Genomic DNA, 15,428 nt, shown 5'->3' with positions numbered 1-15,428 from the left:
ATCGCAGCTGTTTTGACCTGAAACAAAGAACAGAAGGTCGCGGCGCAAAGCCAGGCGAAGAGGAAAATTTGCGTCAAAAGGGTGGAAAGGAGAGGGGCAAACAAACTGCGCGCTGCGGTCGCCGCGCGCAGCCGATCGTTAGCGGCGCAGGGCGATCGCTTCGATCTCGATCTTCACGTCTTTCGGCAGACGGGCAACTTCTACGCAGGAACGCGCCGGAAAGCTGGCGTTATGCTCGGTGAAGAAGGCTTCATAGGTAGCGTTAACGGTAGCGAAGTCGTTGAGGTCTTTAACGAACACCGTGGTTTTCACGATGTCGCCAACCTGCAGGCCAGCTGCTTCGACGATCGCTTTCACATTTTCCAGCGACTGACGCGCCTGCGCGTCGATCGCTTCCGGCACCGCGCCGGTCGCCGGATCGACCGGGATCTGGCCGGAGGTGATGATCATATTGCCCAGATCGACGCCCTGCACATAAGGCCCGATCGCCGCTGGCGCTTTTTCCGTACTGATTTCGCGAGACATACTTGCTCCTTAAGAGTGACGCAGCGGCGGCGTGCCGCCGCTGGCGAGAAACATCGCCCCATTATAGGGGCGGGCAGGGCGATTACCAGTGACCGAGCACCACGTGGTGGGCAAAGGCTTTCTCGCAGTATTTGCAGGTCAGCTGCACCTCGTCGTCGCGCTTTTTCACCGCGAAGCTGGAGAAAACCGGCTCGCTGCGGCTGATGCAGTTGCCGTTTGGACAGGTCAGCACGCGCTCGATGCGCTCCGGCAGCGTCGGCGCGATTTTTGCGACCACTTCGTAGTCGTCGATACGGTTGACCGTTGCGTGCGGCGCATAGACCGCCAGCTGGTTGATCTGATCCTCGGTAAGAAAGGTATTTTCAATCTTAATCAGATCCTTGCGGCCCATCTCGCCGGAAGGGAGGTTGAGGCCGATAGTGATGCGCTGGTCGGTTTCGGTGAGGCGAAACAGCGACAGCAATTTAAACCCGACCTGCGCCGGAATATGGTCAATGACCGTACCGCGCTTGATCGCTTCTACCTGCAGTTTGTTGTCATGAGTCATGGCGATTGCTCCTTACAGATCCTGTTCGCTGTTGAGTACCAGCGCCAGCAGAGCCTGACGCGCGAAGATGCCGTTGCCCGCCTGCTGGAAATACCAGGCGTAGGGCGTTTTATCCACGTCGGTGGCGATCTCGTCAACGCGCGGCAGCGGATGCAGCACTTTCATATTGTCGCGCGCGCCAGCCAGATCCGCCGCGCGCAGGATAAACTGTGCCTTAACGTTGGCGTATTCGGACGGGTCGAGACGCTCTTTCTGCACGCGGGTCATATAGAGAATATCGGCGTGCGGGATCACCGCTTCGATGCTGTCGTGGCGTGACCAGACGATGCCGCGCTCGTCCAGCATGTCGGTGATATAGGCGGGCATCGCCAGCGCGTCGGGCGCGATAAAGTAGAAGCGATTGCCGTCAAACTTCGCCAGCGCCTGCGTCAGTGAGTGCACCGTGCGGCCATATTTCAGGTCGCCGACCATGGCGATGCTCAGGTTATCCAGGCGGCTCTGCGTTTCGCGGATGGTGAAGAGATCCAGCAGCGTCTGCGTCGGATGCTGGTTGGCGCCGTCCCCGGCGTTGAGGATCGGCACGCCGCCGGAAAATTCAGTGGCGAGGCGCGCCGCGCCCTCCTGCGGATGACGCATCACGATGGCATCGACGTAGGTGCCGATAACGGAAATCGTATCCGCCAGGGTTTCGCCCTTCTTGCCGAGCGAGGTATTGCTGCCGTCGGCAAAACCCACCACCGACGCGCCAAGACGATGAATAGCCGTTTCAAACGACAGGCGCGTACGCGTCGAGGCTTCAAAGAAGCAGCTGGCGATAACCTTATGCTTTAGCAGCTCCGGCTGCGGACTGGCTTTCAGCCGCGCGGCGGTGTGCAGCACCAGCTCCAGTTCGTCGCGGCTGAGATCGTTAATGGAAATAATATGCTTGCGATATAACGGGTTAGCCATAGCTCGCTCCTCTGCGCTACCGAATTGCGGACAAAAAAAAGCCCCTGCTTAAGGGGCTTTTTTTACGATCGGGTTGGTGACGGAAAAAACAGGGGCGCCGCCTGCGTTCAGGCGTGATGTCGCGTGAATGTTTACGCTGCGCTGTTGCATGCTTCCTCCGGCAAATTGGGGCGCATTATACCCGTCCGACATTTTGCATCAAGGGAAAACGTTTGCGGAGCGCCTGCTGACTTATGCCTGGCTAAGCGTCGCCACCATGACCGCTTTAATGGTGTGCATACGGTTTTCCGCCTGGTCGAACACGATGCTGTGCTCTGATTCAAAGACCTCGTTGCTGACTTCCATACCGTCGTGCAGCCCGTACTGTTCGGCCATCTGCCGGCCTAACGTGGTCTGATCGTCATGAAACGCAGGCAGACAGTGCAGGAATTTCACCTGCGGATTGCCGGTCAGCTGCAGCATCGCCTGATTCACCTGATAACTGCGCAGCAGCGCGATGCGCTCTTCCCATACCGCTTTCGCCTCGCCCATAGAGACCCAGACATCGGTATAGATAAAGTCCGCGCCCTTAACGCCTTCGGCGATATCTTCGGTCAGCGTGATTTTACCACCGGTTTTCTGCGCCGCCTGACGGCAGGCCTCAACCAGATCCTGCTCCGGCCAGCAGCCCTTTGGCGCGACCAGACGCAGATCCAGACCAGTTACCGCCGCGGCTTCCAGCATGCTGTTGCCCATGTTGTTGCGCGCGTCGCCGACGTAGACCAGCGTCATCTCCTGCAGCGCTTTGCCCGGCAGGTGCTCCCGCATCGTGAGCAGGTCGGCCAGCAGCTGAGTAGGATGAAACTCGGTGGTCAGGCCGTTCCATACCGGCACCCCGGCAAATTCCGCCAGCGTCTCCACCAGCGCCTGGCCGTAACCGCGATACTGGATGCCGTCATACATGCGGCCCAGCACGCGCGCGGTATCCTTCATCGACTCCTTATGGCCGATCTGGCTGCCGCTCGGGCCAAGGTAAGTAACGTTAGCGCCCTGATCGTATGCGGCAACTTCGAAAGAGCATCGGGTACGGGTCGAGTCTTTTTCGAAGATGAGCGCGATGTTTTTGCCTTTCAGGCGCGGCGTTTCGTTACCGTTTTTTTTAGCGTGTTTTAATTCAGCGGCGAGGTCGAGCAGGTAAGTGATATCGGCCGGGGTGAAATCCAGCAGTCGAAGGAAGTGGCGTTGATAAAGCTGACTCATAACGGGCTCCAGTGCATCCATTCCGGTTGAATGAAAATTCAATTTAAACGTATGAATATTCATTTTCAACCCCAGCGTAAAGAAACTTTCCGTTTTGAGTAGTGGCGCGCTGGGCAGTGTGGGAAAATACTTGTTTATTGCCGAACACTGAGGGGAATTCGCCATGGCATATGAAGCATTGCTGGAAGAGCAGCGTGAAGAGACACGCCTGATCATTGATGAGCTGCTGGAAGACGGCAGCGATCCGGATGCGCTCTATACCATTGAACATCATCTCTCCTGCAACAACTTCGACTCGCTGGAGAAAGCGGCGGTCGACGCGTTCAAGCTGGGTTATGAAGTGACCGAGCCGGAAGAGCTGGAGCTGGAGGATGGCACCACGGTGATGTGCGTCGATATCCTGAGCGAGTCGGCGCTGAAGCCTGAGCTGATCGACGCGCAGGTAGAGCAGCTGGTTAATCTGGTGGGTAAATATAACGTCGACTACGACGGCTGGGGCACCTACTTTGAAGATCCCGACGCCGAAGACGAAGATGACGACGAAGATGGCGACATTATCGACGGCGACGAAGATACCGGCGTACATCACTGATTTCCCTGGCGGAGCCGCGCGCTCCGCCTTTCTGCCTTCTGCCTTTTGAACCGACATGAACTACGCACCGCTGCTTGAGCCTATCTATCAGTTTTTACTCTGCCGCACGCCGCAAGCCTGGATTGACGAGGCGCGCAAACCGGAAAACCTGACGCTGCTGCTGACCGACCATCTGGTTTGCGAACTGAAAGCGGCGCAAACCGCCACCTGGCTAATCCGTAAATATGTCGCCGACAAGCCGAGCGGAGAGGCGATCCTCGCCTGGCTTAAGCCCTATGAAGATTTTATTTTCCGCGAGCACCCCGACAGCCAGTTTATTCAGGCCCATAAGAATCTGTCCAAAAGCATTATTGTGCGCAACGAACTCCCCTGGGCGGACGATCTGGTAGAGAAAATGGTGCTGCTGATTAAAGAGGAGCTGCACCACTTTTATCAGGTATGGGAGATTATGCAGGCGCGCGGCTTGCCCTATAAAAAGATCACCTCCAGCCGCTATGCCAAAGGACTGCTGCGCGAAATCACTACCCACGAGCCCGATACGCTGGTGGACAAGCTTATCTGCGGCGCCTATATCGAAGCGCGCTCCTGCGAACGCTTCGCCAGCCTGGCGCCCTGGCTGGATGCGGAGCTGGAGAAGTTCTATATCTCGCTGCTGCGTTCGGAAGCGCGCCACTATCAGGACTATTTAGCCCTGGCGGCGCAGATCTCGCCGAAGGATATCGCGCCGCGCGTGCGCGCCATTGGCGAAGCGGAGGCAAAGCTGATTAGCGAACCGGACGCGGAGCTGCGTTTTCACAGCGGCGTGCCGGCATTCTGACAGGGAAAGCGCGGCTACAGCGCTTTCAACATTCTGTATTCGCAGTCGCCATGGCCGGTACAGCCCAGCGCGTTGTCGATACGCTCAAATCCCAGCGACTCATAGAGTTTGATAGCGCGCGTTAAGCTGCCGGTGGTTTCCAGATAGCAGCGGCGGAAGCCGCGCTGACGCGCATGCTCCATAGCACGCAGCGCCAGCTCGCGCGCTACGCCAAAGCCGCGCACCTCTGGCAGGAAATACATCTTTTGCAGCTCGCAGATATCGGGCGCGCTACAGGCGAGCGGGGCGATGCCGCCGCCGCCCATCACCTTTCCCTGATGTTCCACAATCCAGTAGGCGCTGTGTTCGGTGCTGTAGAGTTCATACAGGCTGTCGAGCTGCGGATCGGCCACGGTATAGCCTTTGTCGGCGGTCAGGCCGAACTCCGCGGAGACGGTGCGGATCACCCGGGCGATATGGGGATTGTCGGCAGCGCTAATAGGACGCAGCGTTAGTGTAGGCTGGGTTGCAGGGATCATAGCGAAATAGGGTGGTTAACATCGGTTAGACATTCACCAGAAATAGCATTATCGTCAGGGAAAAGCAATATTCGTTATGAGGCATGGAGGCTGGATATGGTGTTATTACGTATTTTTAAAAAGCTTAAGGCGTTTTTCCCATTATTTATTTTTGCGGGATTTATTAATGCATGGGGTTACCTGAGATGGATAGGTCGGCTGGATATTTTTCCGCTGATTATTAATAACGTCACTGGCGTGATTGCGGTGTTAATTACCTCGCTATTATTCTGTAGCGCTTTTGCCCTAACTTTACTAATCCCCTCGGCATTTTCCTCTCTGACAGGCGAGCAGAGCAATAAAAAGACAAAGCTAAAGATAAAATATAATGAGGGATGCTGTGCGGCTACCGCTTTAGCGGCGGTTGTGGCAGCGCTCACGCTTATGTTCACGGAGGAAAAGATCTCAGCATGGCATGCTGTTTTAGCCTGCATTGTGCTGTTTTTTATTCATTCTTTTTTAAACTATCGCTTTAACTGTCAGCGGCAAAAGCACCATCGCGAGCTTCTCAAACGCTTAAAGCAGATTCAGACCGGAAAGGATGGCCTGGCAGACAAGCGGAAATGGGCATTTCTGATAGCAGAAACAGCGACCCGGACGGCGATTATTAATCTCCGTTATACCCTGTTTGCAGTCCTTATCGCGGGCCTCTCTTTTTTACCGCTGCTTTTTTTGTTGCAGTCAGACATCTATTTTTCAGACCGCAGTTTGCTGCTCCAGTATGCTGTGATTGTGATTATGTATATCTTTCTTTTTCTGCCAGTGTTACTAGCGTTAACCATGAACAAGGATAAGACACGCTACGGTATAAAACCGGTTATGGCTTTTTCTCCCGCGATTGTGATTGCCGTTTTTTCGCTGTTTTCCGTTCAGCTTATTCAGATCAATCAACGCTCGATTGAAATAGTCGGCATGGCTTCATGGCATGAGCGGTTATTTGCTTTTAAAGCGGATAGCTTTCCCGACTATTATTTTCCAAAGAAGATCTGGGGAGCGAGCAAAATCACCTCCAGAGGAGAACGGTTGATTGCAGGCATTGAAGCTTTTTCGAATGGCGAAACGCACCTTATCTGCCCCAGGGTGCTCAAAGCGCTGAGGGAAACCGCGTTAAAAAATAACGCCTTTACCTGGCAGACGGATGAAAAAGCGAAAGCGGAACTGACGGCCATGAGTCAGTATTGCCTGCTGGCGAAAAGCGATCAGCTCAGGTCGAGCGCGGCGCTCGTCCCGCTGTTTAACGTCAAACCACGTTAAGTTATCTTCGACGTCAGACAATAAAAACCCCGCGCCGGAGCGCAGGGTTTTTTTACGGGCATGACGTAAATCAGAGCGCCGCGATCACTGCCTGCTGTTCAATCAGCTTCGCTTTTGACTGCTCCAGCTCGGCGACACGCTCGCGTTCCTTCGCCACCACCGCTTCCGGCGCGCGCGAAACAAAGCCGTCGTTCGCCAGCTTGACCTGAATCTTCTCAATCTCGACGTCGAGCTTGCCCAGCTCTTTCGCCAGACGATCCAGCTCCGCCGCCTTGTCCACCAGACCCGCCATCGGGATCAGCAGCTCGGCGCCTTCAACGATTTTGGTCACGGAAACCGGACCTTTTTCGCCAGCCGGCAGGACAGTCAGGCTCTCCAGACGCGCCAGGCGCGACAGGAAAGTGCGGTTCGCTTCCACGCGGCGCAGCGCAGCCGGAGAGCAGTCGCGCAGCAGCACGTCGAGCGGTTTGCTCAGGGCGATATTCATCTCGGCGCGGATATTACGCACCGCGACGATCGCCTGCTTCATCCACTCGATATCTGCCATCGCTTCCGCATCCTCTTTCGCCGCGTCGTACTGCGGGAAAGGCTGCAGCATAATGGTGTCGTCGCTGATATTTTTCAGCACCTTCACACGCTGCCAGATGGTCTCGGTGATAAACGGAATAATCGGGTGGGCGAGGCGCAGCAACGCTTCCAGCACCGTTACCAGCGTGTTGCGCGTGCCGCGCAGCTCCGCTTCGCTGCCGCTGTTCATTACCGGCTTGGTCAGCTCCAGGTACCAGTCGCAGAACTGGTTCCAGGTGAAGTCGTAGAGCAGGTTGGCGGCGATATCGAAACGATAGCTGTCCAGCGCTTCGCGGTACGCTTTCACCGTGCTGTTAAATTCGGCGAGGATCCAGCGATCCGCCAGCGACAGCGTCATTTCGCCGCCGTTCTGACCGCAATCCTGATCTTCGGTGTTCATCAGCACAAAGCGGCTGGCGTTCCACAGCTTGTTGCAGAAGTTGCGATAACCTTCAAGACGCTTCATATCCCAGTTGATATCGCGGCCGGTCGACGCCAGCGCCGCCAGGGTAAAGCGCAGCGCATCGGTACCTGACGGCTCGATGCCCGCCGGGAACTGCTTCTCGGTGCGCTTGCGGATCTTCTCCGCCAGCTGCGGCTGCATCATGTTGCCGGTGCGCTTCTCCAGCAAATCTTCCAGCGAGATGCCGTCGACCATATCCAGCGGGTCGATAACGTTGCCTTTGGATTTTGACATCTTCTGGCCTTCTTCGTCGCGGATCAGACCGGTCATATAGACAGTCTTGAACGGCACCTGCGGCTTGCCGTCTTCATCTTTGATGAAGTGCATGGTCAACATGATCATGCGGGCAATCCAGAAGAAGATAATGTCGAAGCCGCTGACCAGCACGCTGGTCGGGTGGAACTGACGCAGCGCTTCGGTGTTCTCCGGCCAGCCGAGCGTAGAGAAGGTCCACAGGCCAGAGGAGAACCAGGTGTCGAGCACATCTTCATCCTGACGCAGCGCCACGTCCGCGCCCAGGTTGTTCTCGCTGCGCACTTCTTCTTCGCTGCGGCCAACATAGACGTTGCCGTCGTTGTCGTACCAGGCCGGAATGCGGTGGCCCCACCACAGCTGGCGCGAGATACACCAGTCCTGAATGTCGCGCATCCAGGAGAAGTACATATTTTCATACTGCTTCGGTACGAACTGGATATCACCGTTTTCCACCGCCTCGACCGCGACTTTCGCCAGCGGCGCGGTACGCACGTACCACTGATCGGTCAGCATCGGCTCAATCACCACGCCGCCGCGATCGCCATAAGGTACGGTCAGGTCGTGCGGTTTGATCTCGTCCAGCAGGCCCAGCTCGTCCACGGCGGCGACAATCGCCTTACGCGCGGCGAAACGCTCCATCTTCTGGAACTGCGCCGGGATCTCGTCTGAGCAGGCGTCGCTGACTTCGCCGTTGGTGTCATACACCTGAGCGCGCTCGCGGATATCGCCGTCAAAGGTCAGAATATTGATCATCGGCAGCTTATGGCGGCGGCCGACTTCATAGTCGTTGAAGTCGTGCGCCGGCGTGATTTTTACGCAGCCGGTGCCTTTCTCCATATCGGCGTGCTCGTCGCCCACGATGGGAATGCGACGGTTCACCAGCGGCAGGATCACCTCTTTGCCGATCAGATCTTTGTAGCGCGGGTCTTCCGGGTTAACCGCCACGCCGGTATCGCCCAGCAGGGTTTCCGGACGGGTGGTGGCGACCACCAGATAATCTTTGCCTTCGGCGGTTTTCACGCCGTCTGCCAGCGGATAGCGGATGTGCCACATCGAGCCTTTGCTCTCGCGGTTTTCCACTTCGAGATCGGAAATCGCGGTGCGCAGTTTCGGATCCCAGTTCACCAGGCGCTTGCCGCGATAGATGAGATTCTCTTTATGGAGGCGAACAAACACCTCTTTCACCGCGTTGGAGAGGCCGTCATCCATGGTGAAGCGCTCGCGCTCCCAGTCCACGGAGTTGCCGAGGCGACGCATCTGGCGCGTAATCGTGCCGCCCGATTCTGCTTTCCACTGCCAGATTTTGTCGATAAAGGCGTCGCGACCGTAATCCTGGCGCGTTTTGCCCTCTTCGGCGGCGATCTTGCGCTCCACCACCATCTGGGTGGCGATACCCGCATGGTCGGTGCCCACCTGCCACAGCGTGTTTTTGCCCTGCATGCGCTGGTAGCGGATCATGGTGTCCATGATGGTCTGCTGGAAGGCGTGACCCATGTGCAGGCTGCCGGTGACGTTCGGCGGCGGGATCATAATGCAGAAGCTTTCCTGGCTGGTATCGCCGTTAGGCTTGAAATAGCCTTGCTCTTCCCAGTGCTCGTAAAGCGGCTGCTCGATATCTTGCGGGTTATATGTTTTTTCCATTTCTGCTATGTCGTTTGCGGCTGTGGCGGCGTGGCCGTATTCAATTGGAAACCAACGCTGCGGTACGCTTTATAGCGGTCGCGCGCCAGCTGTTTCTGAGACTCTTCGTAGGGTACGAAGTCTATCACTTCATGGAAAGCAGTAGCAAAATCTGCAAACTGCGGCAGCAGGCTGATCAGCAGATCGCGCGGCGAACTGCCGCGACGCTGCGGCCAGGCCAGTTCGACCGGCGCGCCGTAGCGCGGACCTTCGCCCGCCAGATTGTGCGGTACGAAGGCGCTGGCCGGACGCTGCCACAGCGCCTCGTCGAGACGAATGGCCTGCTGCTCGTTTTCACAGGCGATCAAAATGCGTTTGCCCGCCCGCCAGCGCGTTTCCGCCAGATCGCACACCAGCGCCTCAATGGCGCTCAGCTCCTCGCTGTGCGAGTCCGATTCCATTACGTAGAAGGTTGCGTTTTTCATGGAAAGGCCTTGTGGGTGAGAGGTGTCGATGTTACCAGCTAAGGCGCGCGGTAGCACTTCCCGATAAGGTGGATATGGAGGCGGCGGCGTGTGAAATCAATTTGCGGCGTACGCGCCGCTCCTGAGAGCGGCGCGCGTCGGGCCGTCAGTCGTCGCCGTTCAGACCGGCACGGTTCAGCAGGAACTGCGACAGCATCGGCACCGGACGACCGGTTGCGCCTTTGGCTTTGCCGGAGCGCCAGGCGGTGCCGGCGATATCCAGGTGCGCCCAGTTATATTTACGCGCAAAGCGCGCCAGGAAGCAGGCCGCGGTGATTGCGCCGCCGGGACGGCCGCCGATATTCGCCATGTCGGCGAAGTTCGATTCCAGCTGCTCCTGATATTCGTCCGCCATCGGCAGACGCCAGGCGCGGTCGCCGGACTGCTCGGAGGCGCCGATCAGCTCGTGCGCCAGCGGGTTATGGTTCGACAGCAGGCCGCTGACGTGGTGGCCCAGCGCGATGACGCAGGCGCCGGTCAGGGTCGCCACGTCGATCACCACTTCCGGATCGAAGCGTTCGACGTAGGTCAGCGCGTCGCACAGCACCAGACGGCCTTCCGCATCGGTATTCAGCACTTCCACCGTCTGGCCCGACATCGTGGTCAGAACGTCGCCCGGACGCATGGCGCGACCGTCCGGCATATTTTCGCAGCCCGCCAGCACGCCGACCACGTTAAGCGGCAGGTTCAGCTCGGCCACCATACGCATCACGCCGTAGACCGACGCCGCGCCGCACATGTCGTACTTCATCTCATCCATCGATTCGGCGGGTTTGATGGAGATGCCGCCAGAGTCAAAGGTCAGCCCTTTGCCCACCAGCACAATCGGGCGCGCTTCCGCATCGGGATTGCCTTTGTACTCAATGACCGACATCAGCGACTCGTTCTGCGAGCCTGCGCCTACCGCGAGATAGGCGTTCATGCCCAGCTCTTTCATCTGCTGCTCGCCGATAACGCGGGTCGTGACGTTTTTGCTGTAGGCGTCCGCCAGCTGGCGCGCCTGCGAGGCGAGATAGGCCGCGTTGCAGATGTTCGGCGGCATATTGCCGAGATCCTTCGCCGCCTTCACGCCGGCTGCGACCGCCAGGCCATGCTGAATGGCGCGTTCGCCGCTGGTGAGTTCGCGGCGCGTCGGCACGTTGAACACCAGCTTGCGCAGCGGACGGCGCGGCTCGGTTTTATTGCTTTTCAGCTGGTCGAAGTTATAAAGCGCTTCTTTAGAGGTTTCGACCGCCTGACGCACTTTCCAGTAGGTATTGCGGCTTTTTACATGCAGCTCGGTCAGAAAGCAGACCGCTTCCATCGAGCCGGTGTCGTTCAGCGTATTAATGGTCTTCTGGATGACCTGCTTGTACTGGCGCTCATCCAGTTCGCGCTCTTTGCCGCAGCCAATCAGCAGAATGCGCTCGGAAAGAATATTGGGTACATGATGCAGCAGCAGGGTCTGGCCCACTTTGCCTTCCAGCTCGCCGCGGCGCAGCAGGGCGCTGATGTAGCCATCGCTGATTTTGTCTAGCTGCTCGGCGATCGGCGACAGACGACGCGGCTCGAAAACACCGACAACAATGCAGGCGCTGCGCTGTTTCTCCGGGCTTCCGCTTTTTACACTGAACTCCATGCACTCTCCTGAATCTTAAAGACAACGGCCGCGGCTGTCGCTAGAATGGTCCGCTTGATACCACAGAGGTAAAAAGTTTGGTGGTAATCAACGTTCGAACTACGTTTAGTGTGGCAACGCGTTAATTTTCACCACCCTGACGCATTTGTCATACCATTTTAGCTGCGACGTGGGCCATTGATGAAGAAAAATGGCTGATAAGCGTTGAAACTAGCGATTTTCCTGCAAAAAGACAAGTTATCACAGGCGTACTAAGCGTGATCATCATTAGATATCTGGTTCGGGAAACGCTCAAAAGCCAGCTGGCTATCCTTTTCATCCTGCTGCTTATCTTCTTTTGTCAGAAGTTAGTGCGGATTTTAGGGGCTGCGGTGGACGGCGAAATCCCAACAAATCTCGTTCTGACTCTGTTAGGGCTTGGCGTGCCTGAAATGGCACAACTTATTCTGCCGTTAAGCCTGTTTCTGGCGATCCTTATGACGCTGGGCAAGCTCTATACCGACAGCGAAATCACCGTAATGCACGCCTGCGGGTTAGGCAAAAGCGTGCTGGTAAAGGCGGCGATGGTGCTGATGCTGCTCACCTCTGCCGTGGCGGCGGTCAATGTTATCTGGCTCGGCCCCTGGTCCTCGCGCTATCAGGATGAGGTGACGCAAAACGCCAAAGCCAACCCAGGCGCGGCGGCGCTGGCGGCCGGGCAGTTCCAGAGCTCCAGCGACGGCAATTCGGTGCTCTTTATCGAAAACGTGAAGGGCAACCAGTTCGGCAACGTCTTCCTGGCGCAGCTGCGCGCCAAAGGCAATGCGCGTCCCTCCGTGGTGCTGGCGGACAGCGGCCATATGGAGCAGCATAAAGATGGCTCGCAGGTCGTGACGCTGGATAAAGGCACGCGTTTCGAAGGCACAGCGATGCTGCGCGACTTCCGTATTACTGACTTCACTAACTACCAGGCACGAGTCGGCTACAAAGAGGCGACGCTCGATCCGAACGACGCCGAACAGTCCGATCTCACCACGCTGTTAAGCAATGACACGCCAGCGTTCCGTTCGGAGCTGCACTGGCGCTTTACGCTGATCTTCGCCGTACTGGTGATGGCGCTGATGGTGGTGCCGCTTAGCGTGGTTAACCCGCGCCAGGGTCGCGTACTGTCGATGCTGCCGGCGATGCTGCTCTATCTGATCTTCTTCCTGCTGCAAAGCTCGCTGAGGTCGAATGCGGCGAAAGGGCGGCTCGATCCCGCTATCTGGATGTGGACAGTGAATGTCGGCTATCTGCTGCTGGCGATAGTGCTTAACCTGTGGGATACGGTGCCGATGCGTCGCGTGCGCGCCCGCTTCAGCCGCGGAGGTTCCGTCTGATGTTTCGCGTTCTCGACCGTTATATCGGTAAAACCATTTTCAATACCATCATGCTGACGCTGTTCATGCTGGTGTCGCTCTCCGGCATCATCAAGTTCGTCGATCAGCTGCGTAAAACCGGGCAGGGCGCTTATACCGCGCTCGCCGCTGGTTACTACACGCTGCTCAGCGTGCCGAAGGATGTGGAGATCTTCTTCCCGATGGCGGCGCTGCTCGGCGCGCTGCTCGGCCTGGGCACGCTGGCGCAGCGCAGCGAGCTGGTCGTTATGCAGGCGGCGGGCTTTACCCGCATGCAGGTCGCGCTGTCGGTGATGAAAACCGCTATTCCGCTGGTGCTGCTCACTATGGCGATCGGCGAGTTTCTGGCGCCAGCGGGCGAGCAGATGGCGCGTAACTATCGTGCGACGCAGCTCTACGGCGGCGCGCTGGTATCGACGCAGAACGGCCTGTGGGCGAAAGACGGCAATAACTTTATCTATATCGAACGGGTGCGCGGTGATAACCAGCTCGACGGCGTCAGCATCTACAGCTTTAGCGACGACCGCCGCCTGAAGAGCGTGCGCTACGCCGCCAGCGCGACCTGGGATCAGAACAACAAGCGCTGGAATCTGGCGCAGGTGGATGAGTCAGACCTGAACGATCCGAAGCAGATTAGCGGCTCGCAGAGCCTGAGCGGCGAATGGAAAACCAACCTGACGCCGGACAAGCTCGGCGTGGTGGCGCTCGATCCCGACGCGCTGTCGATCCGCGGGCTCTATAACTACAGCAAATACCTGAAGCAGAGCGGCCAGGAGTCGGGTCGTTACCGGCTCAATATGTGGAGCAAAATCTTCCAGCCGTTGTCGGTGGCGGTGATGATGCTGATGGCGCTGTCGTTTATCTTTGGCCCGCTGCGCAGCGTGTCGATGGGGGTGCGCGTGGTGACCGGTATCAGCTTCGGCTTCCTGTTCTACGTGCTGGATCAGATTTTTGGTCCGCTGAGCCTGGTTTACGGCCTGCCGCCGGTGCTGGGCGCTATCCTTCCCAGCGCCGCGTTCTTCGCGATTAGCCTGTTCCTGCTGATTAAGCGACGTTAACCGTCTCAGAATAAAAAAGGCCGCGTAAGCGGCCTTTTTTATTGGTGATGTCGCACCCACTGAAACCGGCAGCATATAAGCTGAGATGCGCCCACAGATTCTGCCTTGTCTCTCTTTACCTTGCGCGTTACCGCACCAGCAAAGGCCAGAGCGCCGGAAGCTGCGACAGCAGATAGAGAATCAGTCCAATAGTGCCGCCCACCAGCGTGCCGTTGATGCGAATAAACTGCAGATCCCTGCCGATATTCAGCTCAATCTGCTGCGACATTTCGTGTGCGTCCCAGCTCTTCACCGTATCGCTGATATGACGCGTCAGAAAGGCGGCGAACTCCGGCGCGACGCTGCGTGCGGCGTCCTCCAGATGGCGGTTCATCGAGGCGCGCAGCGCGTCGTCGCGCGCCAGGTTCTCACCCAGCCACAGCGCCGCCTGACGTACTTTCTCCTGCACGCGTGAGTCGTCGCTGTTGAGGTCGCTCTTCAGCCAGGTACGCAGATCGTTCCACAGCTCGCCGATATAGCGGTTCAGCGAGGCGTCCTCTTTTATCCAGCGTTTAATCTCTTCAGCGCGCGCCGCCATCTCCGGGTCGTGCTTCAGCTTCTCAATCAGCCTATCCACCGCGCGGTTAAAGCCGAGGCGCAGCTCGTGTCCCTGATCGGCCGCCACGTCGTCGAGGACGGAATCCACCGCGTTGGCGACCAGCTCCGCGCTGTGCTCGCCCAGCCACTCGGTCGGCAACATTTTGGCCTTAATGGGATGCTCGCGCTTCAGCCAGCGCACAATCTGCATGGCGATAAAATCGCGCGTGGCGGGCTTATGCAGCAGACGCAGCAGCTGCTCTATCGCCGCGTCGAGCAGCTCCTGATGACGGTTGTTTTTGGTAAGACTCTCCAGCAGCACCGCGCTGGTCTGCGACAGATCCACCTTGTCGATGGCGCGATGTACCGCGCGGCGCATAAAGTCTTGGATGCGCGCGTCGTCGGTAAGATCGAGGAAACCGCGCATCACCTGCAGCAGATGACGACCGATACGATCGGCATTGCCCGGCGCATTGAGCCACTGCGCCAGCATCTGCGCCGGATCGTGACGGCGGATCAGCGCCAGCAGCGAGTCGGTATCGAGAAACTTCTCCTGCACGAAGCGGCCCAGGTTGTCGCCGATACGCTCTTTATTACGGGGAATAATCGCCGTATGGCGCGAAATAAAAGGCACCGGCACGCGGCGAAACAGTGCCACTACGGCGAACCAGTCCGCCAGCGCGCCGACCATCGCCGCTTCAGCGATCGCCTTGACGCCGCTCACCCAGAAGTTGGGCGGCAGAAAAAGCGTGGTGATAAAGATGGCGGCGGCCAGCAGCAGCAGGCCGAGCGCCAGACGTTTTGTCCGTTTGAGTTCGCGTAATTTATCCATGCACACAGCTTAGCAGAGGCCAAACCGCTGCGGAAACCGTCTCAGCGGAGCAGGCTGCCG

Annotated in this window: 14 protein-coding genes; 5 read left to right on the top strand and 9 right to left on the bottom strand. The window is 57.8% G+C overall.

The features are described 5' to 3' along the window. Positions 1-138: 138 nt before the first annotated feature. The 4 genes from ridA to argF form a co-directional block, all read right to left on the bottom strand. Entirely contained in the window at positions 139-525 is a 387-nt protein-coding gene (gene ridA, locus MHZ89_RS12175; protein ID WP_311783203.1) for a 2-iminobutanoate/2-iminopropanoate deaminase, read from the bottom strand. Between the two features lie 82 nt (positions 526-607). Continuing rightward, the gene (gene pyrI / locus MHZ89_RS12170; RefSeq protein WP_311783202.1) at positions 608-1,072 is read right to left on the bottom strand and encodes an aspartate carbamoyltransferase regulatory subunit; all 465 of its coding nucleotides are present in this window, start codon (positions 1,070-1,072) and stop codon (positions 608-610) included. A 12-nt stretch (positions 1,073-1,084) separates the two neighbouring features. Continuing rightward, positions 1,085-2,020, bottom strand: a complete 936-nt coding sequence (gene pyrB, locus MHZ89_RS12165) for an aspartate carbamoyltransferase (protein ID WP_120455450.1) — start codon at positions 2,018-2,020, stop codon at positions 1,085-1,087. A 231-nt stretch (positions 2,021-2,251) separates the two neighbouring features. Further along, a complete protein-coding gene (gene argF / locus MHZ89_RS12160) occupies positions 2,252-3,259 on the bottom strand; it encodes an ornithine carbamoyltransferase (RefSeq protein ID WP_311783201.1) in 1,008 nt (335 codons plus the stop codon). Positions 3,260-3,422: 163 nt separating this feature from the next. Between argF and rraB the strand changes: the two genes are divergently transcribed. Both rraB and miaE read left to right on the top strand, forming a co-directional pair. Beyond that, on the top strand, positions 3,423-3,851 hold the full coding sequence (gene rraB, locus MHZ89_RS12155; protein ID WP_311783200.1) for a ribonuclease E inhibitor RraB: 429 nt from the start codon (positions 3,423-3,425) through the stop codon (positions 3,849-3,851). Positions 3,852-3,906: 55 nt separating this feature from the next. Further along, on the top strand, positions 3,907-4,668 hold the full coding sequence (gene miaE / locus MHZ89_RS12150; RefSeq protein WP_311783199.1) for a tRNA isopentenyl-2-thiomethyl-A-37 hydroxylase MiaE: 762 nt from the start codon (positions 3,907-3,909) through the stop codon (positions 4,666-4,668). 14 nt (positions 4,669-4,682) lie between these two features. Here miaE and MHZ89_RS12145 read toward each other — a convergent pair whose 3' ends face one another. Next, positions 4,683-5,186 carry a GNAT family N-acetyltransferase gene (locus MHZ89_RS12145; RefSeq protein ID WP_311783198.1) on the bottom strand — a complete coding sequence of 168 codons (504 nt, stop codon included), beginning with the start codon at positions 5,184-5,186 and terminating at the stop codon, positions 4,683-4,685. A 96-nt stretch (positions 5,187-5,282) separates the two neighbouring features. Between MHZ89_RS12145 and MHZ89_RS12140 the strand changes: the two genes are divergently transcribed. After that, positions 5,283-6,479 carry a hypothetical protein gene (locus tag MHZ89_RS12140; protein ID WP_311783197.1) on the top strand — a complete coding sequence of 399 codons (1,197 nt, stop codon included), beginning with the start codon at positions 5,283-5,285 and terminating at the stop codon, positions 6,477-6,479. A gap of 70 nt (positions 6,480-6,549) precedes the next feature. Here the strand turns inward: MHZ89_RS12140 and MHZ89_RS12135 are convergent, their stop codons facing one another. The 3 genes from MHZ89_RS12135 to pepA form a co-directional block, all read right to left on the bottom strand. Continuing rightward, the gene (locus MHZ89_RS12135; protein ID WP_311783196.1) at positions 6,550-9,405 is read right to left on the bottom strand and encodes a valine--tRNA ligase; all 2,856 of its coding nucleotides are present in this window, start codon (positions 9,403-9,405) and stop codon (positions 6,550-6,552) included. Between the two features lie 5 nt (positions 9,406-9,410). Next, positions 9,411-9,869 (bottom strand): DNA polymerase III subunit chi, encoded by a 459-nt coding sequence (locus MHZ89_RS12130; RefSeq protein WP_120455463.1) that lies wholly within the window; start codon positions 9,867-9,869, stop codon positions 9,411-9,413. Positions 9,870-10,014: 145 nt separating this feature from the next. Beyond that, on the bottom strand, positions 10,015-11,526 hold the full coding sequence (gene pepA / locus MHZ89_RS12125) for a leucyl aminopeptidase (RefSeq protein WP_033749345.1): 1,512 nt from the start codon (positions 11,524-11,526) through the stop codon (positions 10,015-10,017). 257 nt (positions 11,527-11,783) lie between these two features. Between pepA and lptF the strand changes: the two genes are divergently transcribed. Beyond that, positions 11,784-12,884, top strand: coding sequence for an LPS export ABC transporter permease LptF (gene lptF / locus MHZ89_RS12120; protein WP_311783195.1), 1,101 nt, complete (start codon positions 11,784-11,786; stop codon positions 12,882-12,884). Continuing rightward, positions 12,884-13,960 (top strand): LPS export ABC transporter permease LptG, encoded by a 1,077-nt coding sequence (gene lptG / locus MHZ89_RS12115; protein WP_120455467.1) that lies wholly within the window; start codon positions 12,884-12,886, stop codon positions 13,958-13,960. The genes lptF and lptG overlap by 1 nt, the downstream gene beginning before the upstream one ends. A gap of 127 nt (positions 13,961-14,087) precedes the next feature. Here the strand turns inward: lptG and MHZ89_RS12110 are convergent, their stop codons facing one another. Beyond that, positions 14,088-15,368, bottom strand: coding sequence for a DUF445 domain-containing protein (locus tag MHZ89_RS12110; protein WP_311783194.1), 1,281 nt, complete (start codon positions 15,366-15,368; stop codon positions 14,088-14,090). Positions 15,369-15,428 lie beyond the last annotated feature (60 nt).

Origin of the sequence: Pantoea sp. ACRSB (assembly GCF_022346905.1) — a bacterium.
GTDB classification, from domain to species: Bacteria; Pseudomonadota; Gammaproteobacteria; order Enterobacterales; family Enterobacteriaceae; genus Pantoea; species Pantoea piersonii.
This window is presented reverse-complemented; position numbering and strand designations above follow the sequence as displayed.

Coding starts and splice junctions, on each gene's coding strand:
- pyrB (WP_120455450.1), bottom strand. CDS start 2,020: ATGGCTAACCCGTTATATCGCAAGCATATTATTTCCATTAACGATCTC.
- ridA (WP_311783203.1), bottom strand. CDS start 525: ATGTCTCGCGAAATCAGTACGGAAAAAGCGCCAGCGGCGATCGGGCCT.
- MHZ89_RS12110 (WP_311783194.1), bottom strand. CDS start 15,368: ATGGATAAATTACGCGAACTCAAACGGACAAAACGTCTGGCGCTCGGC.
- MHZ89_RS12140 (WP_311783197.1), top strand. CDS start 5,283: ATGGTGTTATTACGTATTTTTAAAAAGCTTAAGGCGTTTTTCCCATTA.
- pyrI (WP_311783202.1), bottom strand. CDS start 1,072: ATGACTCATGACAACAAACTGCAGGTAGAAGCGATCAAGCGCGGTACG.
- argF (WP_311783201.1), bottom strand. CDS start 3,259: ATGAGTCAGCTTTATCAACGCCACTTCCTTCGACTGCTGGATTTCACC.
- rraB (WP_311783200.1), top strand. CDS start 3,423: ATGGCATATGAAGCATTGCTGGAAGAGCAGCGTGAAGAGACACGCCTG.
- miaE (WP_311783199.1), top strand. CDS start 3,907: ATGAACTACGCACCGCTGCTTGAGCCTATCTATCAGTTTTTACTCTGC.
- pepA (WP_033749345.1), bottom strand. CDS start 11,526: ATGGAGTTCAGTGTAAAAAGCGGAAGCCCGGAGAAACAGCGCAGCGCC.
- MHZ89_RS12130 (WP_120455463.1), bottom strand. CDS start 9,869: ATGAAAAACGCAACCTTCTACGTAATGGAATCGGACTCGCACAGCGAG.
- lptG (WP_120455467.1), top strand. CDS start 12,884: ATGTTTCGCGTTCTCGACCGTTATATCGGTAAAACCATTTTCAATACC.
- MHZ89_RS12135 (WP_311783196.1), bottom strand. CDS start 9,405: ATGGAAAAAACATATAACCCGCAAGATATCGAGCAGCCGCTTTACGAG.
- MHZ89_RS12145 (WP_311783198.1), bottom strand. CDS start 5,186: ATGATCCCTGCAACCCAGCCTACACTAACGCTGCGTCCTATTAGCGCT.